Source organism: Nonomuraea sp. NPDC001831 (assembly GCF_042892035.1).
GTDB lineage: Bacteria > Actinomycetota > Actinomycetes > Streptosporangiales > Streptosporangiaceae > Nonomuraea.
This window is the reverse complement of sequence record NZ_JBIATU010000017.1, coordinates 155,817-181,646: the sequence shown is the minus strand read 5'-3', so window position 1 is coordinate 181,646 and position 25,830 is coordinate 155,817. Positions and strand designations below refer to the sequence as shown.

The window sequence follows — 25,830 nt, the reverse complement described above, 5'->3', positions numbered from 1 at the left end:
GAACGTGCCATCAGGAGAGCGGACGTTCGTCGAGGAGAACCGGCGGGCCCAGATCATCGAGTGCGCCGTCGAGGCCCTGGCGACGGTCGGTTACCGGCAGGCGTCGATGGCGAAGATCGCCAAGCTCGCCGGCATCACGCCGGGCCTGATCGCCTACTACTTCGGCAGCAAGGACGAGCTGATCGAGGCGGTCGTCGGGCACGCGGTCAAGCTCGCCACCGACCTGATGGTGCCGCGCATCCTGGCGCAGGCCACCGCCACCGACGGGCTGCGCGTCTACTTCGAGACCAACCTCGAGTTCATGCGGGTGCACCGCAAACCCCTGCTGGCACTGGTCGAGATCATCACCCACGACCACGACGGCCCCTACGCGGCCCAGCAGGGCACCGCCATCGCCGACATCGAGAAGCTGCTGGCGTGGGGCCAGCAGACCGGCGAGTTCCGGCAGTTCGAGCTGCGGCCGATGGCGATCGCGATCCGCGGCGCCATCGACGCCGTGCCGAGCTACGTGCTGAAGGACCCCGACTACGACCTCAGCGCCCTCGCCGCCGAGCTGGCCACCATCTTCACCCTCGCCACCAGGAGGATTCCATGACGCCGGCGCTCGAGATCAACGGGCTGACCAAGAGATTCGGTGACAAGGTCGCCGTCGACGCGATCCACCTCACCGTCCCCCAGGGGTCGTTCTTCGGGCTCGTCGGCCAGAACGGCGCCGGCAAGACCACCACCCTGTCCATGGCCGTCGGCCTGCTGCGCCCCGACGCGGGCGGCGCCACGATCTTCGGCCAGGACGTCTGGTCGGCTCCGGAGCGGGCCAAGACCCTGGTCGGGGTGCTGCCCGACGGCATGGCCATGCCCGAGCGGCTGACCGGCCGCGAAGTGCTCACCTACCTCGGCCTGCTGCGCGGCCTGCCCAAGGACGAGGTGGCCCGGCGCGCCGACGAGCTGCTGGCCGTGCTGGAACTGGACGGCGCCGGCACGACGCTGGTCATCGAGTACTCCACCGGCATGCGCAAGAAGATCGGGCTGGCCACCGCGCTGCTGCACGCGCCCCGGCTGCTCGTCCTGGACGAGCCGTTCGAGGCGGTCGACCCGGTCTCGGCCGCCACGATCAAGCGGATCCTGCGCGGGTTCGTCGCGAACGGCGGCTCGATCGTGCTCTCCAGCCACGTCATGGCGCTGGTGGAGCAGCTCTGCGACCGGGTGGCGGTGATCGACAAGGGCACGGTGGCCGCGGCCGGCACCCTCGACGAGGTGCGCGGCGGCCGCTCGCTGGAGGACACCTTCGTCGCCCTGGTCGGCAACGACGACACCGGCGTGAAGGAGCTGTCGTGGCTGTCGCAGTGACCCCGCCGAGCACCCCCGGCACCGTGACCACCATGGCCCGGATGAAGGTCGCGCTCCTGCGCCACGCCTTCCGGGGCACCCGGGCCCAGACCGCGGGCACGGGCGCCGCGCTGGGCGCGCTGCTCGCCGCCGGGACGATCTACCTGGCCGCCGCCGAGCCCGAGCTGCTGGCCGCCGCCTACGCGGTCTGGCTGCTGGGCTGGATGCTCGGCCCCGTCTTCATGGGCGGCGGCGACGAGACGCTGCGGCCGGAGTACTTCACGATGCTCGGCCTGCCGCCGCGCCGCCTGGCGTCCGGGCTGCTGGTGGCGGCCTTCGTCGGCGTCGCGCCGCTGGTCAGCCTGACCGCGCTGCTCGGCCTGCCGATCGCGGGCGCCCGCCTCGGGCCGGTCAACGCCCTGGTGGCCGTGCCCGCGATGGTGTTGCAGCTGGCCGTGTTCGTGCTGTTGTCGAAGCTCGCGGTGGCGCTGGTCGGGCAGGCGCTTCGGTCCCGGGCGGGCGCGGTCGCCTCCGGCGTGCTCAACGGCGCGATCCTGGCGGCGCTCGGCCAGATCTGGATCTTCTTCGTGGCCTTCGGCCAGATCGGCATGCCGTCGTTCGTCCGGTATCTGCCCTCCGGGTGGGGGCTGCTGGCCGTCCAGGGCGACTGGTGGGCGCTGGCCGCCCTGGCGCTCCTGGCCGTGCTGCTGCTCGGCGCGTGGGCGGTGCTGCTGGGCCGGCGCGCGGGGGCGACGCAGCGGTCCGGGCGCACCCGGCGGCCGATGACGGCCGCCACCGCCAACGGCGCGATCGTCGCCAAGGAGCTGCGCACCTGGTCACGTGACCTGGTACGCAGCCATCAGCTCACGTTCGCGCTGTCCTACGCCGTCTGCTTCGCGGCCCTCCCGCTGGTCGTCGGCTGGAACGGCATGCTGCCCTACGCGGGCCCGATCTTCGTCGTGATGGCCGCGGCCATGGCCGCCAACCAGTACGGCGCCGACGGCACCGCGCTCTGGCTGACCCTGATGACCCCCGGCGCGAGCGACGTGCGCGGCCGGCAACTGGCGTGGCTGGCGGCGCAGACGCCGGTGGCGGTCGTGCTGACCGTGGCGGGCGCCGCGCTCGCCGGCGGACCGTGGCCACTTGCCCTGGCGCTGCTGGCGGCCCTGCTGGGCGGCGCGGCCGGGCTGGTGCCACTGATCTCGGTGTACGGGCTGGTGCCCGGCACCGACCCCCACCGCCGCGCCGGCAACCCGCTGCGCACCAGCGAGGACGACAGCGGCCTGACCGGGCTGGCCTACCTGACCCTCGCCCTGGTGGCCCTCACCGGGCTGCCCGCGGCGCTGGCCGCTCTCCGGTACGGCTGGGCCGGGGTCGCCGTCGGCGTCCTGACGGGGGCGCTGTGCGTCTGGGGTCTCGGCCTGCTCGCCGAACGCCGCCTGCGCGCGCAGGGCCCCGAGCTGCTGGACCTGATGCGCACCGGCCGCAGGCAGCGGCCCGCCGTGGCCTCCCGCTTCGACCGGCTGTCCACGACGCAGCGCATGATCACCTGGTGGTGCTTCGGCCTCGGCGCGATCCCGCTGGTGCCGCAGGGCATCCTCGCGGCCGTCTTCGTCTCCAACGACATGCTGCGCCACTCCTGGTTCCTGGCCACCTACCTGCCGGCCGGGCTGCGTTACCCGGTCGCCGCCGGGTTCATCCTGCTCGGCCTGGCGATGTACGGCCTGGGCCTGTGGATGATCAGGCCGCGACCGTCCGAGTAGGTTTTGACACCCCCTACGGCTAACCGCTATCTATTGGCTAACCGTTAGGGGGGTGGGGCCGTGCAGGACGCGGTGCTGGCGATGCTCGCCAAGGAGCCGTCGCACGGCTACGACCTGCGCGCCCGCCTGCGGCACCACCTCGGCCCGCTGGGCGGGTCGATGAACCCCGGCCAGATCTACGTGACCCTGGCCAGGCTGGAGAAGGCCGGGCTGGTCGCCTGCGAACGGGCCGACGGCCTCCCCGAGCGGCCCGACCGCAAGGTCTACGCGCTGACCCCCGACGGCCAGCGCCGGGTGGCCGCCTGGCTCGCCGAGGTCGGCTGGCCGAAACCGGACCTGGCCGAGTTCCATCTCAAACTCGCCGCCGCCGCCGCGGCCCGGCTGGCCGACCCGGTCGAGCTGGTGGCGGCGCAGCGCCGCGAGCTGCTGCGCCGCCTGCGCGAGGTCCAGCAGGCGGCGCTGGACGAACCGCCCGGATCACCCGCCGGCCTGCTGCTGGAGGGGGTCGTGCTCCGGTTGCGGGCCGACCTGCGCTGGCTGGACGCCTGCGAACGCACCTGGTCCCGGGCCGAAGACGAAGACGAGGGCGCATGAACGTGTTACGGGCCCGCGGCCTGCTGAAGACGCACGGCCACGGGCAGAGCCGGGTCCGCGCGGTGGACGAGGTCGACCTGGAGGTCCCCCAGGGGCAGACGCTGGCGGTGACCGGCCCGAGCGGCTGCGGGAAGTCCACCCTGCTGCACCTGCTGGGCGGCCTGGAGCGGCCCACCGGCGGAGAGGTGTGGCTGGCCGGCCGGCGCGTCGACACGCTGAGCGAGCGAGCCCTGGCCCGCCTGCGACGCCGGTCGATCGGGTTCGTCTTCCAGGCGTTCCACCTGGTGGAGGAGTTGTCGGCGGCCGAGAACGTCGAGCTGCCCGCGCTGCTGGCCGGCCGCTCGCGCCGCCAGGCCAGGCGGCGCGCGGACGCGCTGCTGGACCGGGTCGGCCTCGCCGCCCGCGCCCGGCACCTGCCCTCGCAACTGTCCGGCGGCCAGCGCCAGCGCGTCGCCGTCGCCCGCGCGCTGGTCAACGAGCCGCTGGTGGTGCTGGCCGACGAGCCCACCGGCAACCTCGACAGCGCCGCCACCCTCGACGTGCTGAGGATCTTCGGCGAGCTGCGTTCCGCCGGGCAGACCCTCGTGATCGTCACGCACGACGAGCGGGGGGCGGCCACCGCCGACCGGCTGGTCTCGATGCGCGACGGCATGTTCGTCGACGACACCCACCTGGCCGCCGCCCGCCCGCGAGGGCTGGGCGGCCTGATCGGGCTGGAGGACTGAACGTCATGGGCACCGTCGTGCTCGTCACCCGGCTGGTCCTGGCCGACGTGCGGCGGCACCGCGTCCAGGCCGCGATGTTGCTGCTCGCGGTGACCGTGGCCACCGCGACGATGGCGCTGGGCCTGTCCCTGGGCGACGCCGGCCGGTCCCTGTACGAACAGACCCGCGCGGCCACCGCCGGGCCGGACGTGGTGGCGCTGTCCGGCGGCTCGGGCCGCGCGGCGACCTCCGCCCTGGCCTCGCTGGCCGACGCCCCCGCCGTGGTCGCCCACCACGGCCCCTACCGGATCCTCTACGCCGACCTCACCGCGCGCGGCTCGACGTCGTCCCAGGTGGTGGTGCACGGCTTCGCCGAGCGGCCGGGCCCGGTCAACCGGCCGCTGGTGACCTCGGGCCGGTGGGTACGGCCCGGCGGAACCGTCCTCGAACGCGGCTTCGCCACCGCCCTGGACGTCGGGGTCGGCGACCGCGTCACCATCGCCGGCCGGCCGTACCCCGTCGTCGGGATCGCCGTCACCGCGGCCACCTCCGTCTACCCCTGGGCGGCGCAGATCGGGCCGGGCGGCGGCCCCAGCGACTACGCCGGCCTGGCCTGGCTGACCAGCGCGGACGCCCGCACGCTGGCCGCCGCCCGGCGCCTGCCGGTCACCACGGCCATCGACCTCAAGCTGCGCGACCCCGCCGCCACCGAGGCGTTCCGCGACGCGCACCGCGACCCGGAGCTGCCGGTCAACTTCCACTCCTGGCAGTTCACGGCCGAGCAGGACACCGTCATCCTCAAGGACAGCCGGCCGATCCTGGTGGTCGGGAGCTGGCTGCTCAGCTTCCTGGCCATCACCGGGGTCGCGGCCCTGGCCGCCGGGCGCGCCGCCGCTCAGACGCGCCGGGCCGGGCTGCTCAAGGCCGTCGGCGCCACCCCCGGGCTGATCGCCACCGTCCTGCTCACCGAGTACCTGGCGCTCGCGCTGGCCGGCGACGCCCTGGGGCTGGCGATCGCCCGCCTGACCGCGCCCGCCCTGGCCGCCCCCACGGCCAGCCGGATCGGCGACGCGGCCGAGCTCGGCGGCTCCGTCGTGATCACCGCGACCGTCCTCGCCGTGGTGGTCGCGGTGCTGTCCACGCTGCGTCCCACGCTGCGCGCCATGCGCACGGCCACCGTCACCGCGCTGTCGGCGACCGCGCGCCCGCCCCGTCACCGGCCCTGGATCACCGCCCTGTCGGCGCTGCTGCCCACGCCGCTCCTGCTCGGGCTGCGGCTGACCGCCCGCCGGCCCGGCCGGGCGGTGCTCCAGGCCTGCTCCACCGCCACCACGGTGATCGCGATGGTCGCCCTGGTGACCCTCCACGTCCAGCCGGAGCGGGGCTACGGCCTGGACGGCTCCTCCGTGCTGCCCAACCTGCGCGGCGAGCACGACCGCCGGCTGATGCTCGCCGTCACCGTCCTGCTGGTCGTCCTCGCCGTCGTGAACACCGTCACGCTCACCTGGACCACCGCCATGGAGGCGCGTGCCACCATGGCCGTCGCCCGCACGCTCGGCGCCACCCCCGGGCAGGTCGCCGCGGGCCTGTCCAGCGCCCAGCTGCTGCCCAGCCTGCCCGGCGCCGTCGTCGGCGTCCCCCTCGGCCTCGGCCTGCTCTCGCTCTTCGCGGCCGGCAACTCGGTGCAGGCCCCCTTGTCGTGGCTGGCCGGCGCCGCGCTGGCCACCCTCCTGACGACCGCGGCGTTCGTCGCCCTGCCCGCCCGGCTGGCGGCCCGCCGGCCCGTGGCCCAGGCACTCAGCGCCGAGACCGCGTGACCGGCCGCGCGGGAACCCGGTGGACGGCTTGCATGATCTGCGGCTAGGGTGTGGCGCGTGTCCGGTCCCGAGGCGTCAAGACGCTAGCCACCGATCGTCGGTGGCTTCTCGTGATGTCCTGCGGCCGCGCCGTCCCTGAGACCGCGCGTCCTTCCGGCATCCGATCACCTTCGTACGGACCGGTTCCTCCCGGCTGTTCCGCCACCGTCGTGGCGTCGAACCCGGACCTTTCCTCCTCGCGGTAGCGCCCGCGCCTCGCTGTGCCGCCGGCGCGCCGCGTTCCTTCGTGCTGTCTTTGGAGTACCGCTCGTGCCTTTCGCCATCTACGTTCTCGGGCTGGCCGTGTTCGCCCAGGGAACGTCGGAGTTCATGCTGTCCGGGCTGGTTCCGGCCATCGCCGCCGACCTGGGCGTGTCCGTCCCGGCCGCGGGCGCGCTGACGTCCGCGTTCGCCGCGGGCATGGTCGTCGGGGCGCCGCTCATGGCGCTGCTCAGCCTTCGCTGGCCCCGCCGGCAGGCGCTGCTCGTCTTCCTCCTCGCCTTCGTGCTCGTGCACGTGGCGGGCGCGCTCACCACCGACTTCGCCGTGCTGCTGGTCACCCGCGTCCTCGGTGCGCTGGCCAACGCCGGATTCCTCGCCGTCGGCCTGGCGACGGCGGCCGGCATGGCCGCCCCCGACGCCAAGGGCCGGGCCACGTCCGTCCTGCTCGGCGGGATCACGCTGGCGTGCGTCGCCGGGGTGCCCGCGGGCGCCGTGCTCGGCCAGGCGTTCGGCTGGCGGTCGGCGTTCTGGGCGGTGGCGCTGGTGTCGCTGCCGGCCGTGCTCGCCGTCGTGCGGTCGGTGCCGGCCGGCGGGCAGGAGAGCACCCGTCCGCGGGCCCGGCAGGAGCTGCGGGCGTTGCGCGAGCCGCGCCTGCTGGTCGCGCTGGCGCTGGGCGCGCTGGTCAACGCCGCCACCTTCTGCACCTTCACCTACCTGTCGCCGCTGGTCACCGAGGTGAGCGGCGTCTCCGACGGGTGGGTGCCGGTGCTGCTCGCGCTGTTCGGGCTGGGGTCGTTCGCGGGGGTGACCGCCGCGGGCCGGCTGTCGGACGCGCGGCCGGCGCTGGTCCTGGTCGCGGGCGGGCTCGCGCTGCCCGCCGGATGGGCGCTGTTCGCGGTCGCGGCGGACGTGCCGGCCGCGGCGTTCGTGCTGGTCTTCGTCCAGGGCGCGCTGTCCTTCGCGGTCGGCTCGACCCTGATCGCCCGCGTCCTGTACGCCGCCGCCGCGGCGCCCTCGCTCGGCGGCTCCTTCGCCACGGCGGCGCTCAACGTGGGCGCCACCGCGGGCCCGGCGATCGGCGGCGCGGCCATCGCCGCCGGGCTGGGCTACCGGTCGGCGCTGTGGGTCAGCGCCCTGCTGGTGGTCGTGGCGCTCGCTGTGGCGGCCGTCGTCCACAGGTCGCCGGCGAGCGTCACGCCGCGCTGACCGGGGACGGGAAGATGGTCCGGCGGCAGTGACCAGACGCGGTCGCCGGGCCTGCTCTCGTGAATGCGACGACATGCCCGCCGATCGTGTCGCTGTTGCATAGCCTGACCGGGCTTCAGGGTCGCATATGCGGAAGGTAGGGTGAGGGCTTGTGACGACGTTCCGGATCAGCGAGGCCGCGGCGCTGCTCGGGGTCAGCTCCGACACCGTTCGGCGGTGGGTCGACGCGGGCCGGCTGGCGGCCGAGCGCGACGAGCACGGCCACCGGCGGGTCGACGGCGCCGACCTGGCGGCCTTCGCCCGTGCGCAGATCGAGTCCGACGGCGAGGGCGGCCGCTCCTCGGCGCGCAACCGCTTCCGCGGGATCGTGACCGAGGTGATCCGCGACGCGGTGATGGCCCAGGTGGAGATCGCCGCCGGGCCGTTCCGCGTGGTGTCGCTGATGAGCCGGCAGGCGGCCGACGAGCTGGGCCTGCAGGCGGGGGTGGTGGCGGTCGCCGTGATCAAGTCCACCAACGTCGTCGTGGAGGTCCCCGGTCACGAGCGCGTGGCCAGTCAGGTGTGAGGAGCCCCCCTTGGTGTTCAGGCGTCTTTCGACGATCGCCCTGCCCGTCGCGTTCGCGCTGGCCGGCCTGGCCGGCTGCGGCTCGGGCACGCCGGCCACGTCCGCCCCGTCCGCTCCCGCCGCGTCGGCCGGCGGGGCCGCCGGGCAGGTGACGGTGTTCGCGGCGGCCTCGCTGACCGGCACGTTCACCGAGCTCGGCAAGAGCTTCGAGAGCGCCCATCCGGGAACGACGGTCAGGTTCAACTTCGGCTCCAGCGCCACCCTGGCCCAGCAGATCGTCCAGGGCGCCCCGGCCGACGTGTTCGCCGCCGCCAGCCCGGCCACCATGAAGACGGTCACCGACGCCTCCCTCGCGGGCGCCCCGGCCACGTTCGTCCGCAACAGGCTGCAGATCGCGGTGCCCGCCGCCAACCCGGCCAAGGTCGACGAGCTGAAGGACCTGGCCGACCCCGCGGTGAAGGTGGCGCTCTGCGCCGAGCAGGTGCCGTGCGGGGCCGCCGCGGTCAAGGCGCTCGGCGCGGCCGGCCTCAAGGTCACGCCGGTGACCCTGGAGCAGGACGTCAAGGCCACGCTCACCAAGGTGCAACTGGGCGAGGTGGACGCCGCGCTGGTCTACCGGACCGACGTGATCGCCTCCGGCGGCAAGGTGACCGGCATCGACTTCCCCGAGGCCGCCCAGGCGGTCAACGACTACCCGATCGCGGCCCTGACCAAGGCCCCGGCCGGCGCCCTGGCCAAGCAGTTCGTCGACCTGGTGCTGTCCCAGCAGGGCAAGGGCGTCCTGGCCAGGGCCGGTTTCGAGGCCCCGTGACCGCCCGCCTCCGGCGTCCGGGCCCGGCGGACCCGCCCGCCGGGCGTCCGGCCGCGGGCCGTGAGATCTCCGGGCGGGCGCCGTGGATGCTGGTCGTGCCTGCGCTGGCGGGGCTGGCGTTCCTGGTGCTGCCGCTGGCCGGGCTGCTGATCCGGGCCCCCTGGTCCACGCTGCTCCGGCGGCTGGCCGAGCCGCACGTGCTGGAGGCGCTGCGGTTGTCGCTGCTGTGCGCCACCGTCGCCACGGTCTTCTGCCTGCTGCTCGGCGTGCCGCTGGCCTGGCTGCTGGCCCGGGTGTCGTTCCCGGGGCGGCGGCTGGTGCGCGCGCTGGTCACCGTGCCGCTGGTGTTGCCGCCGGTGGTCGGCGGCGTGGCGCTGCTGCTGGTGCTGGGGCGGCGCGGCCTGGCCGGGCAGTGGCTGGAGTCCGCCTTCGGCGTCACGCTGCCGTTCACGACGGCCGGGGTGATCGTCGCCGAGGCGTTCGTCGCGATGCCCTTCCTGGTGATCAGCGTGGAGGGCGCGCTGCGCGGCGCCGACCAGCGCTTCGAGGAGGCCGCCGCGACGCTCGGCGCCTCCCGCTGGACGGTGTTCCGCCGGGTGACGCTGCCCATGGTGATGCCGGGCGTGGTGGCCGGGGCCGTGTTGTGCTGGGCGCGGGCGCTGGGCGAGTTCGGGGCGACGATCACGTTCGCCGGCAACTTCCCCGGCACCACCCGCACGATGCCGCTGGCGGTCTACCTGGCGCTGGAGACCGAGCCGGAGGCGGCGATCGTGCTCAGCCTGGTGCTGCTGGCCGTCTCGGTGGTCATCCTGGCCAGCCTGCGCGACCGGTGGGTGAGCGCGCCGTGACCCTCGACGCCCGGCTGGTGGTCACCCGGCCGGCCTTCACCCTCGACGTCTGTCTGCGGGTCGCCCCAGGCGAGGTGGTGGCGCTGCTCGGCCCCAACGGCGCCGGCAAGACCACCGCCCTGCGCGCCCTGGCCGGGCTCACCCCGATGACCGGCGGGCACATCAGCCTGCGCGGCGCGCCGCTGCACACGCTGCCCGCCGAGGGCCGCCCGATCGGCATGGTCTTCCAGGACTACCTGCTCTTCCCGCATCTGTCGGCGCTCGACAACGTCGCCTTCGGGCCGCGCTGCCAGGGCGTGCCCAAGGCCGAGGCCCGCCGGACGGCCGCCGCCCTGCTGGAGCGGGTCGGGCTCGCCGCCCACGCCGCCGCCAGGCCGCGGCGGCTGTCCGGCGGGCAGGCGCAGCGGGTCGCCCTCGCCCGCGCGCTGGCCGTACGGCCCGAGCTGCTGCTGCTGGACGAGCCGCTGGCCGCGCTCGACGCCCACACCCGGCTGGAGATCCGCTCCCAGCTGCGCCGTCACCTGGCCGACTTCGCGGGCGCGACCGTGCTGGTCACCCACGACCCGCTCGACGCGATGGTGCTGGCCGACCGGCTGATCGTCATCGAGCACGGCACGGTCGTGCAGGAGGGCCCGCCGGCCGAGGTCGCCCGCCATCCGCGCACCGACTACGTGGCCCGCCTGGTCGGGCTCAACCTCTATCGCGGCGTGGCCGAGGGCGTGCGGGTCAGGGTCGGCGAGGTGCTGCTGCACACGTCGGAGGAGCTCGACGGGCCGGCGTTCGTGGCCTTCCCGCCCGCCGCCGTGGCGTTGTACCGCAGCCGCCCCGACGGCAGCCCGCGCAACCTGTGGCACGCCCGGATCGAGGGCATCGAACGGCACGGCGACAACGTGCGCGTGCACCTCGACGGCCCCCTGACGGCCTTCGCCGACATCACCCCCGCCGCCGTCGCCGACCTCGACCTGACCCCCGGCCAGCGGATCTGGGCCTCGGTCAAGGCCACCGAGACGCACGCTTACCCGGCCTGAACGCCGGCGAGCCGAAGGTCCTTGCCGTTTCAGGAGTGGTGGCCGTCCTGGGACGGGTCGACGTACGTGATCTCCTGGATGGCGGCGACGTCGGCGAAGCCGGCGATCGTCAGGACGGGTTCGAGCACCGGGTTGGCGACGAGCCGGATCCGCGCGGCGTGCGTGAACAGCACGGTCAGGCCCGCGCTGTCCAGGTACTCCACCTCGCTCAGGTCGACCAGCACCATGCTGTCGCCAGTTTCGGCCAGCGCCTCCTCCAGGGCCCCGGCGTTGCTCATGTCGATCTCGCCGGCGGCGGCCAGGACCCGGGTGCCGTCCGGCCGCGTCGAGGCAGCAAGGGTCAGAGGGGTGGTCATGAGCTGATCCTCGCTTGCATGTCGACGGTGGTTCCGGCCGCGCCGGGTTCGATGGTGACCTCGTTCATCAGGGCCCGCATGAGCGCCACGCCCCGGCCCCGGTGCGGGTTCGCCTCCGGCTCAGGCGGCTTCCAGCGGCCGGTGTCGGCGACGGTGAGCCGCAGGTCGCCGGGGGTCGCGACGGCCCGCAGGCGGATCGTCCGGCCGGGGGCGTTGCGGTGGCCGTGCTCGATCGCGTTGGCGCACGCCTCCCCCGCCGCCACGAGCACGTTCTGCGCCAGCAACGGGGTGAGCTGGCAGCGGTCCAGCCACTCCCGCAGCGCCGAGCGCACGGGGGCGAGCTGGCTCGACTCGGCCGGGAAGTCCACCTCCAGCGGGGCGGGCTGGCGGTAGAGCAGCAGCGCGACGTCGTCGTTGAAGCCGCCGTCCGGGGTGAGGGACGACATGACGTCGCCGGCCAGCTCCTCGATCGGGGTGGACCGCCCGACCTGGACGGCGGTGCTGGCCTCGCCGATGCCCGCGGTCAGCGGACGCCGCCGCCGCTCGACCAGCCCGTCGGTGTAGAGCAGCAGGGTGGACCGGGGCGGCATGGTGCACCTGGCCTCGGTGCGCCCGCGGGCCGACCGTACGGCCAGCGGGGTCGAGCGGCCGCCCTCCAGCAGCTCGGTGCTGCCGTCGGCGTGGGCCAGGATGCCGGGGGGATGGCCGGCGCTGGAGTAGACGAGGTCGCCGGTGGCGGTGTCCAGGACGCCGCAGAAGACAGTGGTGCACTTGGCGCCCGGGATGAGCGCGGCGAACCGGTCGAGCGCGGTGAACACCTGGGCGGGCCCGGCGTCCTGGAGCAGCAGGGCCCGGCACGCGCTGCGCAGCTGTCCCATGACGGCCGCCGCCTCCAGCCCGCGCCCCACGCAGTCGCCGACGACGATCCCGATGCGCTGGTCGGACAGCGGCACGATGTCGTACCAGTCGCCGCCGACCTCCAGCGGCCGGCTGGCCGGCTCGTAGCGCACGGCGAAGCCGCTGGGCAGCCGGGACGGGCCGAGGATGGCGCGCTGGAGCGCCACGGCCGCCTCCCGCTGCTGGTCGAGCTGGTGCACCCGGTGCAGGGCCTGGCCCAGATGGCCGGCCAGCAGCGCCAGCAGGGTCTGGTCCTCCTGGGTGAACGGCCGGTTCTGGCCCAGGTCGATCCAGACGGCGAGCAGGCCCTCGGGATGGTCCAGGGTGATGCCGGCCCCGTCCGTCTCGGCGGCGACGGCCCGCAGGGGCGGCTGCTCGCGCAGGTCCGTGAGCCTGGCCCGCACCTGTTCCGGCAGGTCCTGCCACGCCGGGCCGGACGGCGCGGTGACCACGCCGCGCGAGCCGTCCTCGTCCCAGACGACGGCTGCCACCTGGCGGGCGTGCCAGACCTCCTGGAGGGCGTCAAGGCCGCCGGCCAGGGCGTCGTTCAGGTTGTCGGCCTGCGAGACCCGCAGGCCGAGCGCGGCGAGCGCGCTCTCGCGCTGCACGAGGTAGTGCTCGGCGGTCACGTCCCGCAGGGTGCCCACGACGCGGCGCCGCCGGGTGTCGGGGTCGGTGACCGAGTTGAACGTGACCGCGACCCACACCTGGTGCCCGTCGCGGTGTTTGACGGGGATGACCGCGCTGCCCCTGCCCTCGCCGACGAGCCGGCCGAACGCCTCGGCGACCAGGGCGTGGGCCTGCGGGTCGCGCCGCTCGTCCGGCCACCAGGGGTGCCGGGGGCGGTAGGGCAGGCCGTCGGGGCCGTAGCCGAGGATGTCGGTGAACGCCGAGTTGATCTCGATCACCGCGCCGTCCTCGTCGGTCACGAAGAACGCCTCCTGCAAGGAGTCGATCATGGCGTTGCGCCAGCGGGCGTGATGGTTGCGCAGCCGCGCCAGCTCCACGTTGGCCCGTGCCCGTGCCAGCAGCTCGGCCGCGGAGAACGGCTTGACCAGGTAGTCGTCGGCGCCCGCCGCCAGGCCCTCGATCGAGGCCTCCTGCCCCGCGCGCGCCGACAGCAGCAGCACCGGCACGCCGGCGGTACGCGGGTCGGCCCGCAGGGCCGCGACCAGGGCCAGGCCGTCCAGGCGCGGCATCATCACGTCGCTGACCACGAGGTCGGGCTCCTCGGCGTGCACGGCGTCCAGCGCCTGGAGACCGTCGCCGACGGCGGTGACGTGGTAGCCGGCGCCCTTGAGCAGCCGGGCCAGGTACTCGCGCATGTCCCGGTTGTCGTCGGCGATCAGCACCCGGGCCGGCGGGCCGCCGCTCGGCCCCGGCGCGCCGCCGCCGTCCGCCGAGACGTCCGAGGACGTGCCCGCGCCGGTGACGTCGTCCTCGGGCAGCCAGCGCAGCGCCTCCTGGACGAACGGCTCGGCGCCGGACGAGACCGGCTCCGCCGGGCGGGCCGGCACCAGGCTCCCGGCCGGGAGGTGGTCGGCGCCGAAGGGCAGCCGGATGGTGAAGGTCGTGCCCTTGTCCTCGGCGCTCTCGGCCGTGATCGTGCCGCCGTGCAGGCCGACGAGCTCCTGGACGAGGGCCAGCCCGATGCCGCTGCCCTCGTTGGAGCGCGAGCGGGCGCTCTCGATCCGGTGGAACCGTTCGAACAGGCGCGGCAGCTCCTCGGCCGGGACGCCGATGCCCGTGTCGGAGACGGTCACCACGGCCTGCCCGTCGCGCACGCCCACCTGGACGGCGATCGAGCCGTCGAAGGTGAACTTCAGCGCGTTGCTCAGCAGGTTGAGCACGACCTTCTCCCACATGGTCCGGTCGATGTAGACCGGTTCGTCCAGCGGCGGGCAGTCCACCTCGAAGGACAGGCCGGCCTTGTCAACCGCCGAGCGGAAGACGCTGGCCAGGTCGGCGGTCACCGCCGCCAGGTCGACCGGCTCGTAGCGGGCCTGCATGCGGCCGGCCTCGATCCGGGAGAAGTCGAGCAGCGTGTTGACGAGCCGGCCCAGGCGCAGGGCGTTGCGGTGCACGACCTCCAGGTCCTGGCGCACCTCGGGGGCGGCCCCGGCCAGCGTGTTCCGCAGCTCCTGCACCGGGCCCATGATCAGGGTGAGCGGCGTGCGGAACTCGTGGCTGATGTTGGAGAAGAAGACGGTCTTCGCCCGGTCGAGCTCGGCCAGCTCCTCGGCCCGCCGCTGCTGGGCCTGGTAGCTGCGGGCCGAGGAGATGCCGGTGGCGACGTGCCCCGCGGCCAGCTCGACGAACCCGCGGTATCCGTCGTCCAGGGCGCGGTAGCGGTTGAGCGCGGCCACCAGGAACCCGTACGGCATGCCTCCCTGCTGCAGCAGCGGCATCACCAGCGCGTGCGTGGGCGGCTCCGGCCAGTCCCCCGGCGGCAGCCCGGCGTACGGGGCCGCGTCGAGCGCCACCAGCGCCGGCTCGCCGCGGGCCGGGGCCTGGACCGGCCAGATCGCGTCCGGGTCGCCGGGCGGGAGGACGGCCGGGGCGGCCGAGTGCCCGGCGGGCAGCCCGGTCGAGCCGGCCAGCCGCGCGCGGCCGTCGCCGTCGAACAGGTAGGTCAGGGTGAAGGGCAGGTCCTGGAGGTTGCGGCCGAGCTGGCGGCAGGCGAAGGCGAGCATCTCCTGCTCGGTGCGGACCACGCTGGGGTCGGAGCCGAGATCGCGCAGGGTGGCCATGCGGCGTTCGCCGATGACCCGCTCGGTCTCCTCGCTGACCACGCAGAGCATGCCGACCACCGAGCCGTGGTCGTCGCGCAGCGGGCTGTAGGAGAAGGTGTGGTACGTCTCCTCCGGGTAGCCGGCCCGCTCCAGGAACAGCAGCAGCGCCTCGTCCCAGGTCGCCTTCCCGGTGGACAGGACGGCGTCGATCCGCGGGCTGATGTCGTCCCAGATCTCCGCCCACACCTCGCGGGCCGGCCGGCCCAGCGCCCACGGGTACTTCTGGCCCAGCGTGTCGCGGCGGTAGGCGGCGTTGCAGAAGAACGTCAGCTCCGGCCCCCACGCCATCCACATGGAGAACCGGGACGACAGCAGGATGCTGACCGCCGTCTGGAGGCTCTGCGGCCAGTGCTCCGGAGGGCCGAGCGGGGTGGCCTCCCAGTCGACGGCGGCCAGGTCGCGGCCGACCTCGTCGTCCACGGTGAAGATCCCGGCACCGGCCGCCGCCGGCCGCCGCTCACCGTGGTCGTCGTGTGTCATCCGGCTTCCCCCTTGTTCGCTGCGGGCGCGTCTACCCCGCCTCGCGCCGGTGATGCCGCCGCGGCCGTGGACCAGCAGGTCAGATATCACCTCGACCGTAGGTAGAATAGGGCAAATGACTCCGGGGGTCGGCCCTCCGCCCCTGCTCGGCGCCTGTGCCGGCGGAGCGAGCGGAAGGAGCCGGACGTCAGCACCGCCGATGACACGCACCGCGGGGCGGCCCTCCAGCGGCACGAACTCCCCGCCGTGCCGGGCCAGGCGACGCTCGACCGGGTGGCCTCGCTGGCGGCGCGCATGTTCCACGCCCCCATGGCGACCGTGACGTTCGCCGGCGACGAGGGGGTGCGCCGGATGGCCGCCCACGGCCCGTTCCCCGGCGGCTGCGCGGAGAGCCTGTACTCCGCCGTGCTCGCGCGGGGCGAGGTGTGCGTGATCCCGGACGTCACGGCCGACCCGGCGACGGCCGCCGATCCGCCCGGCGGGACCGGCGTGCGCTTCTTCGCGGCGGCCCCGATCACCGTCCCCGACGGCAGCTGCGTGGGCAGCGTCAACGTCATGGACGTCCGTCCCCGGCAGGCCGCCGACGAGGACGTCAGCGCTCTGCGGGACCTGGCCGCCCTGGTCACGGACGAGCTGGAGCTGCGCCTGGCCGCCTCCCGCACCCTGGCCACCGAGCGCGGGCTGCGCGCCGACGCCGAGCGCCTGGCGCGCACCCTGCAGCAGACGCTCGTCCCGCACACCCTGCCGGAGGTGCCGGGCCTGCGCGCGGCCGCCGCCTACCATCCCGTCTCGGTGGACGAGGTCGGCGGCGACTTCTACGACCTGTTCCCGCTCGACGGCAACCGCTGGGCGTTCTTCCTCGGGGACGTCTGCGGCAAGGGCGCCGACGCGGCCGTGCTGACCTCGCTCGTCCGCTACACCCTGCGCGCCGCCGCCGTCTACGACCCCGACCCGTGCGCGGTGCTGGCCAACCTGGACACGGTCCTGCAGCAGGAGCACGCCGGTCAGGTCATGCCGCCGCCGTACTGCACGGCGGTCTTCGGGGTGCTCGACCCGGTGGACGGCGGCTTCGAGGTCACCCTGGCCGGCGGCGGGCATCCGCCCTCGCTGGTGGTGCGCGCCGCGGGCGCGGTCGAGGCCGTCCATCCCGAGGGCGGGCAGCTCATCGGCATCCTGCGCGACCCGTACTTCGCCCAGGTGAGCACCCGTCTGGGGCCCGGCGACGCGCTCCTGCTCTACACCGACGGCCTGACCGAGGCGCGCACCGGCACCGGGGCCAGGCTCGACGAGGAGGGCCTGGCCGCCTACCTGGCCGCCGCCGCCCCCACCAGCGCCGACGGCCTGCTGGCCACGGTGCACAAACTGATCACGACCCTCGGCGACGGCGTGTCGGACGACACCGCGGTGCTCGCCCTGTCCGTCCCCGCCCGCTCGACGGGCGTCTCTTCTGAGGAGCCCCAGTGCAGCACGACCACGGTCTGACCATCACCTCCCAGCCCCCTTCGGGACGCATCCGCATCCTCGCGGTGGCCGGCGACCTCGACCACCACACCTCCCCCCGCCTGCACGAGGCTCTGGACGAGCTCGGCCTCGCGCCGGGCGACGGCCTGGTGATCGAGATGTCGGGGCTGCGGTTCTGCGACTCCACCGGCATCTCCGTGCTGGTCAGCGCCCATCAGCGGGCCCAGGACGCGGGCGCCGGCCTGGCGCTGGCCGGGCTCAGCCCGGACATCGAGCACCCGTTCAAGATCATGGGGCTGACCCGTCTGCTGTCCTTCCACGACAGCGTCGACAAGGCCGTCGCCGCCCTGCAGTGAGGCCCTAGCTGGTGGCCCGCCAGGCGAGCGAGAGGCCGGTGGCCGCCCGTTCGGTGCGGATCTCCATCATGGTGCCCAGGATGGTGGCGTGGTCGGACACGACGGGAACGCCGTCGGGCGTGTAGGTGATCCGGGTGCTGACCAGCACGGCGCTGCCCTCGGGCTCGTGCAGGCGGCGCGCGGCGGCGGCGTCGAGCAGGCCGGGCCCGACCACCTCCGAGGCGCGGGCGACCGCCACCCCCGCGTCGGCGAGCGCCGCGTAGAGGGAGACGGCGGCGAAGTCGCGGTCGCGGATCTGGTCGGCCACCGGCCTGCGCACCCAGGACACCTGATGGACGGCCGGCCGCCCGGCGAACTCGCGCACCCGCTCCAGCCGCAGGGCCGTGTCGCCCGGACGCAGCCGCAGCTCCGCGGCGATCCGCTCGGGGGCCCGGCGCATCGCCCGCCCGGCCACCACGGTCCGCACGTCGTGACCCTGTTCGCGCAGGTCGTCGGCCAGGCTGCGGAGCGAGCCGAGCTGGTAGGCCAGGTGCGGCGGAGCCACGTACGTGCCCTTGCCGGGCCGCTGCACGATCAGGTGCTCGTCGCTGAGCTCACGCAACGCCTGGCGCAGCGTCATGAGGGTGACCCCGTAGGAGGCGCTCAGCTCCCGTTGCGGAGGAAGCGCCTCGCCGGGGGCGTAATGGCCCGACCGGATCTTCGCGGCGAGGTCGGCGGCGATGGCGCGGTATCTCGCCTCGTGCCCGGCGTCGGGGGTCATCGTGGTGCGTCACTCCTGGTCGAGGGCCTTTCGCAGGGTCGCGACGAAGGCCCGCAGGTCGTCCGGCCCGGCGCCGTCGAGCACCCGCCGCATGACCGCGGCGCCGACCACCACTCCGTCGGCGTGCCGGCCGGCCTCCCGCGCCTGGTCAGGCGTGGAAATGCCAAATCCTAGCAAGATCGGCCGATCGGTGCTGCGTCTGAGCCGCGCGGTGAGCTCCGCCGCCGATTCCGCCAGCGTGGCCCGCTCGCCGGTGGTGCCCATCAGGGACACCGCGTAGACGAATCCGCGGCTGCGGCGCGCGATCTCGGCCAGCCTCGGCTCCGGCGTCGCCGGTGAGGCCAGCAGGACCAGGTCGATCCCGGCGGCGGCGGCCACGTCCGCCAGCTCGTCCGCCTCGTGCACCGGCAGGTCGGGCACGATCAGGCCGTCGACGCCGGCCCGCCGGAGCGCCGCGCAGAACGCCTCGGGCCCGTCGTGCAGCACGAGGTTGTAGTAGGTGCTGACGATCAGCGGCACGCCCACGTCCCGCACGTCGGCCAGGTCGGCGAGGATCCGGCGGGTGCTCGCCCCCCGGGCCAGCGCCGCCTGGCTGGCCTGCTGGACGGTGACGCCGTCCAGCGTGGGGTCGGAGAAGGGCAGGCCGACCTCGACGGCGTCCGCGCCGGCCGCGGCGAACGCCCGCAGGTAGCGCGTCCAGCCGGGCGTGATGCCGCCGGTGACGTACGGCATGAGCAGGGCGCGGCCGCCGTCCCGGCGGGCCCGCAGGTGGCGCTCGACCGCGCCGGGGGTCAGGATGTCGGTCACAGCAGCTCCTTCAGGGCGGAGACGTCCTTGTCGCCCCGGCCCGACAGCGTCATCAGGACGGTCGATCCGGCGGGCAGCTCGCCGCCGGCCGCGCGGATCACCCAGGCCAGGGCGTGCGCCGATTCGAGCGCCGGGACGATGCCCTCGGCGCGCGCCAGCCGCAACGCCGCGGCCACGGCCTCCTCGTCGGTCACCGTGACGTACCGGGCCCGGCCCAGTTCGCGCAGGTGGGCGTGCTCGGGGCCGACGCCCGGGTAGTCCAGCCCGGCGGCGACGGAGTGGGCCTCGACGATCTGGCCGTCGTCGTCCTGGAGGAACAGCGAGCGGCAGCCGTGCAGGACGCCGAGCCTGCCGCGGGCCGCCCCGGCGCCGCCCTCCGCCTCGACGCCGACGAAGCGCGCCGTGGTGCCGGCGAAGCCGGCGAACGTGCCGGCCGCGTTGGAGCCGCCGCCGACGCACGCGACGACATGGTCCGGCACGCCGGTCGGCTGGCCGGCCGCGAACTGGGCGCGCGCCTCGTCACCGATGACCCGCTGGAACTCCCTGACCATCCACGGGTAGGGGTCCGGCCCGATGACCGAGCCGACGCAGTAGTGGGTGTCGCCGGTGACGCCGACCCAGTGCCGCATGGCCTGGCTGGTGGCGTCCTTGAGGGTGCGGCTGCCCGTGGTGACCGGGACGACCTCGGCGCCGAGCATGCGCATGCGGAAGACGTTCAGGCTCTGCCGCTCGATGTCGCGCTCGCCCATGAAGACGGTCGCCTCCAGCCCGAGCAGCGCGGCGGCGGTCGCGGTGGCCACGCCGTGCTGGCCCGCTCCCGTCTCGGCGATCAGCCTGCGCCGTCCCATCCGCCTGGCGAGCAGCGCCTGGCCCAGCACGTTGTTGATCTTGTGGGAGCCGGTGTGGGTGAGGTCCTCGCGTTTGAGGAGGAGGCGCACGCCCAGCTCCTGTGACAGCCGGCGGGCCGGGGTCAGCGGGGTCGGCCGTCCGGCGTGCAGCGCGAGCAGTTCGGTCAGCTCGCCGCGGAAGCCCGGATCCGCCCATGCCTGCCGGAACGCCTCGTCCACCTCGCGGCACGCCTCCACCAGGGACTCCGGCGCGTACCGGCCGCCGTACCCGCCGAACCGGCCGCGGGCTCCCGGCTCGCCCATCAGCCCGGCCGCCGGCGCGGGCTCGCGCAGTGGCGTCGCTTCTCGCATCCTGCTCACCTCGTTCTATAACTCTTACGAGAGTTCTATAACAGTGAGTGTGGCATGGCGACGCCCCGCCGCGCCACCCCCGGCCCGACTACGTCGCGCCGAACGGGGAATCTGGCACGTTCGAGCCGAGGAGACCGTGATGAGCACTGAGCAGCAGAGCCAGGACGTGCGTCACGCGTGGGTGGACGACGTTCCCGTGGCCTGGATCGAGCCGCCGGCCGGCGCGGGCGGAGCCACCGTGGCGTTGTGGCTCCCGCACCTGGGCGGCGACACGCGAGCCTGCCTGCCCGCCATGTGCGACCTGGCCGGGCAGGGCATGGTCGCCGTCAGCCTCGACCCGTGGCGGCACGGCCGGCGCGGCGGCGAGAGCCCTGAGCAGCTGGCCGAACGCGTCCTGGGCGACTTCCGCCAGGAGATGTGGCCGCTGCTGGGCCGTACGACAGTGGAGTGCGTCCGGGTCCTGGACTGGGCGGCCGCGGAGCTCGGCGCGGGACCCGGCGCGGTCGCGGGCGGGGTGTCGATGGGCGGCGACTGCGCGGTGGCGCTGGCCGGGCTGGACCACCGGGTACGCAGAGCGGCGGCCGTCGCGGGCACCGCCGACTGGACCCGTCCGGGCATGTGCGCGCTGGACGACCCGGCCCGCCTCCTGCCTCAGGGACACGCGGGCCGCCATGCCCAGTGGTGGTTCGACCGGCTGAACCCGCTCACCAACATCGGCGCCTACGCCCACGGACCGGCCATCGCCTTCGAGTGCGGCGCCGACGACAGCCACGTGCCGCCCCAGGGCGCGCTGCGCTTCCGCGAGACGATCGAGCACGTCTACCCGCGGCACGCCGGCCGGATCAGGGTGACCGTGCATCCCGGAGCGGGCCACCTGGACGCGGCCCGGGACCCTGAGCTGACGCGCCGGTGCGTGGCCTGGCTCGCCCAGCCCGACAACCGGGACAGCCAGCCCGACAGCCAGCCCGACGGGCCGCCCGACAGTCAGCCCGGCAGCCGGCCCGACGGGCCGTCGTAGCCGCGGTCGAGCCGGTGCGGCGCTTCACCCCGGATCGGCGGCCTTACGCCGGATCCGGCGCTTCACGCCCGATCGGCGCTTACTCCGGATCGGCGCTTACTCCGGATCGGCGCTTACTCCGGATCGGGGCCTTACGCCGGATCGGCGTCGGGGGCGGCGTCGAGGAGACGGGCGGCGAGGGCGCGGACGTGCCGGACCAGCTCGGGCGGCTCGTGCACCTCGAACGGCACGCCGAGCTGCGCGACCCACATCGCCAGCTCGTCCAGCGAGTGCGACCCGGCGGACAGGACGCAGGAGCCGTCGCTGACCGGCTCGACCACCGCCATGGTCGGCGGCATCCGGGCGGCGACGACGTCCGCCGGAGCCCGCACCGTGAACCGCCCCTGGTAACGGTAGGGATCGACGGAGATCCGCTCGGAGACGTAACGCACGAGGTCGGCGGCGGGCGGCTCCCTGGGCGTGAAACGCGGGCCGTTCGGGCTGTGCAGCCGCAGCCGGTCGACGCGGAACGTGCGCCAGTCCGCCCGGCCGGTGTCCCAGGCCACCAGGTACCAGCGGCGACCCGAGTTGACCAGCCGGTACGGCTCCGCGGCACGGCGATCCGCGACGCCGTCGTGGGAGCGGTAGTCGAACCGCAGGCCCTCCCGCCGGCGGACCGCCGCGGCGATCGCCGTGAGCGCGGCCGGGTCCACCGCCTCCGCCGCCCCCGCCAGCGGTACCGTCACCGAACGCAGGTCGCCGACGCGATGCCGGAGCCGGGCCGGCAGCACCTGTTCGAGCTTGGCCAGCGCCCGCACCGAGGTCTCCTGGATGCCGGTCACGCCGGAGACCGCCGCCGTGCCGAGCCCGATGGCGACCGCGACCGCCTCCTCGTCGTCGAGCAGCAGCGGCGGTACCCCGACCCCGGCGCCGAGCCGGTATCCGGCCGTGCCCGGGGTGGCGTCCACGACGTAGCCCAGCTCGCGCAGCCGGTCGATGTCGCGGCGGACCGTGCGGGGCGAGACGCCGAGCCGTTCGGCCAGCTCTGCGCCCGACCACTCCCTGGGCGTCTGCAACAACGACAACAGACGCAACAATCGCGCCGACGTCTCCAGCATGCCGTCCATCCTAGGACTGAATCTGTCCTAGCCCCTTCCTACAGTCATGGACATGAACGACGACCCGCGCATCCGCCCGTACCGCATCGACATCCCGCAGGCCCAGCTGGACGACCTGCGCGCCCGGCTGGCGGCGACCCGCTGGCCGGACGAGGCGCCCGGCGTCGGCTGGTCCTACGGCGTCCCGGTGAGCTACGCGAAGAAGCTGGCCGAGTACTGGCGCACCTCGTTCGACTGGCGGGCCGCCGAGCGGCGGCTCAACGCCTTCGAGCAGTTCACCACCCCCATCGACGGGCAGAACGTGCACTTCCTGCACGTCCGCTCCCCCGAGCCCGGCGCGCTGCCGCTGATCGTCACGCACGGCTGGCCGGGCTCGGTCGCCGAGTTCATGAACGTCATCGGCCCGCTCACCGACCCGGCCGCCCACGGCGGCGACCCGGCCGACGCCTTCCACGTCGTCGCCCCCTCGATCCCCGGCTTCGGCTTCTCCGGCCCCACCACCGAGCCCGGCTGGGACCTGGAGCGCGTCGCACGGGCGTGGGCCGAGCTGATGGACCGCCTCGGCTACGACCGGTACGGCGCGCAGGGCGGCGACAGCGGCTCGGTGATCTCGCCGATGCTCGGCCGCGCCGCGCCCAGGAACGTCGTGGGCGTGCACGTCAACGGCGCGCTCGGGTTCCCCAGCGGCGACCCGGCCGAGCTCCGCGAGCTCGCCCCGGCCGAGCTCGCCCGCCTCGGCCAGTACCAGGACCAGGACCGGGCCGGTTACGCGATCATCCAGGCGACCCGGCCGCAGACCCTCGCGTTCGGGCTGCACGATTCCCCCGCCGGGCAGCTGGCCTGGATCGTGGAGAAGTTCAAGGAGTGGACCGACCCCGCCCACGAACTGCCCGAGGACGCGGTGGACCTCGACCAGTTGCTCACCGACGTGAGCGTCTACTGGTTCACCGGGACCGCCGCCTCCTCCGCCCGTCTCTACAAGGAGGGGCAGAAGGGGTGGGGCGCGGTGGCCGAGTACTCCGGGCTGCCGCACGGCGTCGCCGTCTTCCCCGGGGACGCCGGGGTGCGCCGGATCGCCGAGCGCGAGCACAACGTCGTGCACTGGTCGGAGTTCGACCGCGGCGGCCACTTCGCCGCCATGGAGGCCCCCGACCTGCTCGTCGAGGACGTCAGGACCTTCTTCCGCCCCCTGCGCTGACTCCTCGGCCCGCGCCGTGTCGCCCGTAGTCAGTCGGTCCGGGGTCAGTCGGTCCGGGGTCAGTCGGTCCGTGTCGCCTGTGGTTCGGGGGCGGGGGCTCGTTGTGCGAGTTCGGCGGCGACCGCTCGTTCCCGTAGCAGCGCGGCCTCGGCGCGTGCCGCGTCCAGTTCGGCCCGTACGTCGGCCAGACGCATGCGCTCCAGCCGCAACTCCCCCAGCAGCTGGTCGCGTTCACCGACCGCAGCCGCGGCCCGCGCCTTCTCACGGGCGTGTTGCCTGCGTTCTTTGGCCAGCGCCGCGGCGGCCTCCTCCTCGGCCGACGCCAGCCTCCGGGTCAGGTCGTCCGCCTCGGCCGCGGCCTGGGCGGCCTCCCGTTGCGCGACCGCCCGGTCCCGTTCGGCCTCGGCGGCCGCGCGTTCGGCGCGTTCTGCCCGCTCAACGGCTCGCTCCCGCTCCTGCGCGGCCGCCTCCTCCCTGGCCGTGGCTGCGATCATCGCCCGCTCGGCCAGCTCGCGCGCCCGCCCGTCCGCCGCCGCCTCCTCCCGGGCGCGGTCTCTCTCCTCCCGCGCCCGGTCCGCCTCCAGCCCGGCCTGTACGGCCTGCGCCCGCGCCTCCTCGGCCCGTTCCTCGGCCGCCTCCGCCTGCTCGGCCAGCTCCTGGACGACCTGATCCCGAGTCTGCTCGGTCAGCTCCGCCTGGCGCGAAGCCTCCTTCACCCGTCGTTCGGCCTGCTCGGCCCGCCGGACCGCCCTCTCGGCGGTCTGCAACGCCTGCCGTTCGGTGCTGGCCGCCTCGCGCAACGCGGCCAGGGCCTGCTCGCGGGCGCGTTCGGCGTCCTGCAGCGCCGTCTCGCGCTCGTTCTCGGCCTCCTCCAGCCGGGCTCGCATCTCGGCGGTCTGCCGGCGCGCGTGCTCGGTGGCCTCACGGGCCAGGCGTACCTGCTCGAAGGCCTGCTCACGTTCGGTGCGGGCGATCGCCACGCGCGTGTGCGCCTCGGCCTGGACGGCGCTCAGCTTCGCCTCGACCCCGGCCGGGCTCAGCTCGTCGGACAGGGCCTTGGCCAGCGGCTCGATGGCCGCGAGCAGCCCGGTCTCCATCCGGTCGTACAGCTGCTCGGCCCTGGCCAGCGCGCCTTCCAGCCCGGGGGTGGCCCGCCGCAGCTCGCGCTCCCGTTTGGCCGCCGCCTGGCACCCCTTCTCCGGACAGTACGACTTCGGCCGCCCGCGCCCCGGCCGCTGCTCGATGGGAGCTCCACAATGCTTGCAAGGCGTCACCACGCCGACCTCCGCAGTCACGGCGACACCCTAACATTTTCCAATTTCTGGAAATTCAAATCCAGAAATTGACCATGAGCATGGAAGGTCGGGACGAAGTCGCCATCGCGGCGACAACGAGAGGGACGGGACCTCGTCGCCGCAGGTCAGCGCCCTCCCCGCGTGATCAACCGGGCGTCCCGATCGTGCGCTCACCCCGGCCGCGCCGCATCCGGCCCGCCAGACGGACACGCAGCGTCTCCGGCGTGTCGCATCCTCCACGTCTCCGCCGCTCGCCAGAATGCCGGGCCGCACCGACAGTTCGTGTCCCCGGCCTTGGACCAGCCCGTTGTGACGTCGATCACAAACTGTCACACGCCCGAAGGGGGTTCCGTCTTAGAGCGCATGACGAACACGGAACGCACCACCGCACTGATCACCGGAGCTAACAAGGGCCTCGGCCTCGAAGCCGCCCGCCGCCTCGGCACACTCGGCTGGACGATCTTCCTCGGCTCCCGCGACGAGGGCCGCGGGCAGGCCGCCGCCGCCCGGCTGGCCGAGGACGGCATCGACGTGATCATGATCCCCCTGGACGTGACCTCCGACGCGTCGGTGAACGAGGCCGCGCGGCTCGTCCGCGAGCACACCGACCACCTGGACGTGCTGGTCAACAACGCCGGCGCGCCGGGAAACGCCGTCCCTCCCGCGGACGCCACGGCCGACGAGATCCACGCCGTCTACGACACCAACGTCTACGGCCCCGTCCGGGTCACCCACGCCTTTCTGCCCCTGCTCCAGGCCGCAGAGAACCCGCGGGTGGTGATGGTGTCCAGCGGCGGCGGCTCCTTCGCCGTCGTCACCGATCCGGACCAGCCCGTCTCGAAGATGCACGAGCTGGCCTACAGCTCCTCCAAGGCGGCCCTGAACATGATCACCGTCCGGTACGCCCATGCGCTCCCGCACATCAAGTTCAACGTCGCCACCCCCGGCGAGACCGCCAACCACAAGTTCGCCGCCACCGACATGAACCGTCACACCGGCCTGCTGACGGTCACCGAGGGCACGGATTCGATCGTCCGGCTCGCGACCCTGGGCCCCGACGGCCCCACCGGCGTCTTCGTCGACCGCCTCGGCCCGATCGCGTGGTGACCTCCGTGCGCCACCGGACCCGCCCGCCTGGTCACGACGAGGTCCAGCCGCACGGCTACCCTGCTGGGCGTCGTACGCAAGAAG

The 25,830-nt window shown here is 74.4% G+C and carries 23 protein-coding genes; 16 read left to right on the top strand and 7 right to left on the bottom strand.

Translation table 11 applies throughout. From position 1 onward, the window contains the following. Positions 1-4 precede the first annotated feature (4 nt). The 11 genes from ACFYYW_RS39640 (at position 5) to ACFYYW_RS39590 (ending at position 10,923) form a co-directional block, all read left to right on the top strand. Positions 5-595, top strand: coding sequence for a TetR/AcrR family transcriptional regulator (locus ACFYYW_RS39640; RefSeq protein ID WP_387657285.1), 591 nt, complete (start codon positions 5-7; stop codon positions 593-595). Then, positions 592-1,347: an ABC transporter ATP-binding protein gene (locus ACFYYW_RS39635; RefSeq protein ID WP_387657282.1), complete on the top strand. Its 756-nt coding sequence runs from the start codon at positions 592-594 to the stop codon at positions 1,345-1,347. Before ACFYYW_RS39640 ends, ACFYYW_RS39635 begins: the two co-directional genes overlap by 4 nt. Beyond that, on the top strand, positions 1,332-3,089 hold the full coding sequence (locus ACFYYW_RS39630) for a hypothetical protein (RefSeq protein ID WP_387657279.1): 1,758 nt from the start codon (positions 1,332-1,334) through the stop codon (positions 3,087-3,089). Before ACFYYW_RS39635 ends, ACFYYW_RS39630 begins: the two co-directional genes overlap by 16 nt. Positions 3,090-3,149: 60 nt before the next feature. Then, complete coding sequence (locus tag ACFYYW_RS39625; RefSeq protein WP_352327744.1) at positions 3,150-3,683, top strand: PadR family transcriptional regulator; 534 nt, start codon at positions 3,150-3,152, stop codon at positions 3,681-3,683. Then, positions 3,680-4,408 carry an ABC transporter ATP-binding protein gene (locus ACFYYW_RS39620; RefSeq protein ID WP_387657276.1) on the top strand — a complete coding sequence of 243 codons (729 nt, stop codon included), beginning with the start codon at positions 3,680-3,682 and terminating at the stop codon, positions 4,406-4,408. Before ACFYYW_RS39625 ends, ACFYYW_RS39620 begins: the two co-directional genes overlap by 4 nt. 5 nt (positions 4,409-4,413) lie before the next feature. Next, positions 4,414-6,204 carry an FtsX-like permease family protein gene (locus ACFYYW_RS39615; RefSeq protein WP_387657273.1) on the top strand — a complete coding sequence of 597 codons (1,791 nt, stop codon included), beginning with the start codon at positions 4,414-4,416 and terminating at the stop codon, positions 6,202-6,204. Between the two features lie 309 nt (positions 6,205-6,513). After that, positions 6,514-7,671, top strand: a complete 1,158-nt coding sequence (locus tag ACFYYW_RS39610) for a Cmx/CmrA family chloramphenicol efflux MFS transporter (RefSeq protein ID WP_387657270.1) — start codon at positions 6,514-6,516, stop codon at positions 7,669-7,671. Positions 7,672-7,822: 151 nt separating this feature from the next. Then, positions 7,823-8,236, top strand: coding sequence for a molybdopterin-binding protein (locus ACFYYW_RS39605; protein WP_387657268.1), 414 nt, complete (start codon positions 7,823-7,825; stop codon positions 8,234-8,236). A 10-nt stretch (positions 8,237-8,246) separates the two neighbouring features. Beyond that, a complete protein-coding gene (modA, locus tag ACFYYW_RS39600) occupies positions 8,247-9,047 on the top strand; it encodes a molybdate ABC transporter substrate-binding protein (protein ID WP_387657265.1) in 801 nt (266 codons plus the stop codon). Positions 9,048-9,133: 86 nt separating this feature from the next. Then, positions 9,134-9,895 (top strand): ABC transporter permease, encoded by a 762-nt coding sequence (locus ACFYYW_RS39595; protein WP_352327750.1) that lies wholly within the window; start codon positions 9,134-9,136, stop codon positions 9,893-9,895. Further along, positions 9,877-10,923 carry an ABC transporter ATP-binding protein gene (locus tag ACFYYW_RS39590; protein WP_387657262.1) on the top strand — a complete coding sequence of 349 codons (1,047 nt, stop codon included), beginning with the start codon at positions 9,877-9,879 and terminating at the stop codon, positions 10,921-10,923. The genes ACFYYW_RS39595 and ACFYYW_RS39590 overlap by 19 nt, the downstream gene beginning before the upstream one ends. Positions 10,924-10,952: 29 nt before the next feature. Here the strand turns inward: ACFYYW_RS39590 and ACFYYW_RS39585 are convergent, their stop codons facing one another. Continuing rightward, a complete protein-coding gene (locus tag ACFYYW_RS39585) occupies positions 10,953-11,279 on the bottom strand; it encodes an STAS domain-containing protein (RefSeq protein ID WP_387657259.1) in 327 nt (108 codons plus the stop codon). Next, a complete protein-coding gene (locus tag ACFYYW_RS39580) occupies positions 11,276-15,448 on the bottom strand; it encodes a SpoIIE family protein phosphatase (RefSeq protein WP_387657256.1) in 4,173 nt (1,390 codons plus the stop codon). The genes ACFYYW_RS39585 and ACFYYW_RS39580 overlap by 4 nt, the downstream gene beginning before the upstream one ends. Positions 15,449-15,694: 246 nt before the next feature. On the opposite strand from ACFYYW_RS39580, the gene ACFYYW_RS39575 reads away from it, so the two are divergent. After that, positions 15,695-16,930: a GAF domain-containing SpoIIE family protein phosphatase gene (locus tag ACFYYW_RS39575; RefSeq protein ID WP_352326016.1), complete on the top strand. Its 1,236-nt coding sequence runs from the start codon at positions 15,695-15,697 to the stop codon at positions 16,928-16,930. Beyond that, entirely contained in the window at positions 16,909-17,265 is a 357-nt protein-coding gene (locus ACFYYW_RS39570) for an STAS domain-containing protein (protein ID WP_387657254.1), read from the top strand. The genes ACFYYW_RS39575 and ACFYYW_RS39570 overlap by 22 nt, the downstream gene beginning before the upstream one ends. A gap of 4 nt (positions 17,266-17,269) precedes the next feature. Here ACFYYW_RS39570 and ACFYYW_RS39565 read toward each other — a convergent pair whose 3' ends face one another. Genes ACFYYW_RS39565 through trpB form a run of 3 tightly spaced genes read right to left on the bottom strand, consistent with a single transcriptional unit; the run spans position 17,270 to position 20,031 of the window. Then, positions 17,270-18,025 carry a GntR family transcriptional regulator gene (locus ACFYYW_RS39565; protein ID WP_352326013.1) on the bottom strand — a complete coding sequence of 252 codons (756 nt, stop codon included), beginning with the start codon at positions 18,023-18,025 and terminating at the stop codon, positions 17,270-17,272. Positions 18,026-18,034: 9 nt separating this feature from the next. Next, on the bottom strand, positions 18,035-18,832 hold the full coding sequence (trpA, locus tag ACFYYW_RS39560; protein ID WP_387657249.1) for a tryptophan synthase subunit alpha: 798 nt from the start codon (positions 18,830-18,832) through the stop codon (positions 18,035-18,037). Beyond that, a complete protein-coding gene (gene trpB, locus ACFYYW_RS39555; RefSeq protein WP_352326011.1) occupies positions 18,829-20,031 on the bottom strand; it encodes a tryptophan synthase subunit beta in 1,203 nt (400 codons plus the stop codon). The genes trpA and trpB overlap by 4 nt, the downstream gene beginning before the upstream one ends. 139 nt (positions 20,032-20,170) lie before the next feature. On the opposite strand from trpB, the gene ACFYYW_RS39550 reads away from it, so the two are divergent. Next, entirely contained in the window at positions 20,171-21,049 is an 879-nt protein-coding gene (locus ACFYYW_RS39550) for an alpha/beta hydrolase family protein (protein ID WP_387657246.1), read from the top strand. Between the two features lie 131 nt (positions 21,050-21,180). On the opposite strand, the gene ACFYYW_RS39545 is transcribed toward ACFYYW_RS39550, so the two are convergent. Next, on the bottom strand, positions 21,181-22,146 hold the full coding sequence (locus tag ACFYYW_RS39545; RefSeq protein WP_387657244.1) for a helix-turn-helix transcriptional regulator: 966 nt from the start codon (positions 22,144-22,146) through the stop codon (positions 21,181-21,183). Between the two features lie 52 nt (positions 22,147-22,198). Between ACFYYW_RS39545 and ACFYYW_RS39540 the strand changes: the two genes are divergently transcribed. Beyond that, the gene (locus ACFYYW_RS39540) at positions 22,199-23,344 is read left to right on the top strand and encodes an epoxide hydrolase family protein (protein ID WP_387657241.1); all 1,146 of its coding nucleotides are present in this window, start codon (positions 22,199-22,201) and stop codon (positions 23,342-23,344) included. Positions 23,345-23,403: 59 nt separating this feature from the next. Here the strand turns inward: ACFYYW_RS39540 and ACFYYW_RS39535 are convergent, their stop codons facing one another. Next, positions 23,404-24,639 (bottom strand): hypothetical protein, encoded by a 1,236-nt coding sequence (locus ACFYYW_RS39535; RefSeq protein ID WP_387657239.1) that lies wholly within the window; start codon positions 24,637-24,639, stop codon positions 23,404-23,406. 363 nt (positions 24,640-25,002) lie between these two features. Here ACFYYW_RS39535 and ACFYYW_RS39530 point away from each other — a divergent pair, with 363 nt between their 5' ends. Next, complete coding sequence (locus ACFYYW_RS39530) at positions 25,003-25,746, top strand: SDR family NAD(P)-dependent oxidoreductase (protein ID WP_387657236.1); 744 nt, start codon at positions 25,003-25,005, stop codon at positions 25,744-25,746. Positions 25,747-25,830 lie beyond the last annotated feature (84 nt).

Bases quoted from the DNA above. Each gene is read 5' to 3' on its own strand.
- ACFYYW_RS39585 (WP_387657259.1), bottom strand. From the start codon at position 11,279: ATGACCACCCCTCTGACCCTTGCTGCCTCGACGCGGCCGGACGGCACC.
- trpB (WP_352326011.1), bottom strand. From the start codon at position 20,031: ATGCGAGAAGCGACGCCACTGCGCGAGCCCGCGCCGGCGGCCGGGCTG.
- ACFYYW_RS39540 (WP_387657241.1), top strand. From the start codon at position 22,199: ATGAACGACGACCCGCGCATCCGCCCGTACCGCATCGACATCCCGCAG.
- ACFYYW_RS39595 (WP_352327750.1), top strand. From the start codon at position 9,134: ATGCTGGTCGTGCCTGCGCTGGCGGGGCTGGCGTTCCTGGTGCTGCCG.
- ACFYYW_RS39620 (WP_387657276.1), top strand. From the start codon at position 3,680: ATGAACGTGTTACGGGCCCGCGGCCTGCTGAAGACGCACGGCCACGGG.
- ACFYYW_RS39565 (WP_352326013.1), bottom strand. From the start codon at position 18,025: ATGACCCCCGACGCCGGGCACGAGGCGAGATACCGCGCCATCGCCGCC.
- ACFYYW_RS39550 (WP_387657246.1), top strand. From the start codon at position 20,171: ATGAGCACTGAGCAGCAGAGCCAGGACGTGCGTCACGCGTGGGTGGAC.
- ACFYYW_RS39615 (WP_387657273.1), top strand. From the start codon at position 4,414: ATGGGCACCGTCGTGCTCGTCACCCGGCTGGTCCTGGCCGACGTGCGG.
- ACFYYW_RS39530 (WP_387657236.1), top strand. From the start codon at position 25,003: ATGACGAACACGGAACGCACCACCGCACTGATCACCGGAGCTAACAAG.
- ACFYYW_RS39635 (WP_387657282.1), top strand. From the start codon at position 592: ATGACGCCGGCGCTCGAGATCAACGGGCTGACCAAGAGATTCGGTGAC.
- ACFYYW_RS39545 (WP_387657244.1), bottom strand. From the start codon at position 22,146: ATGCTGGAGACGTCGGCGCGATTGTTGCGTCTGTTGTCGTTGTTGCAG.
- ACFYYW_RS39580 (WP_387657256.1), bottom strand. From the start codon at position 15,448: ATGACACACGACGACCACGGTGAGCGGCGGCCGGCGGCGGCCGGTGCC.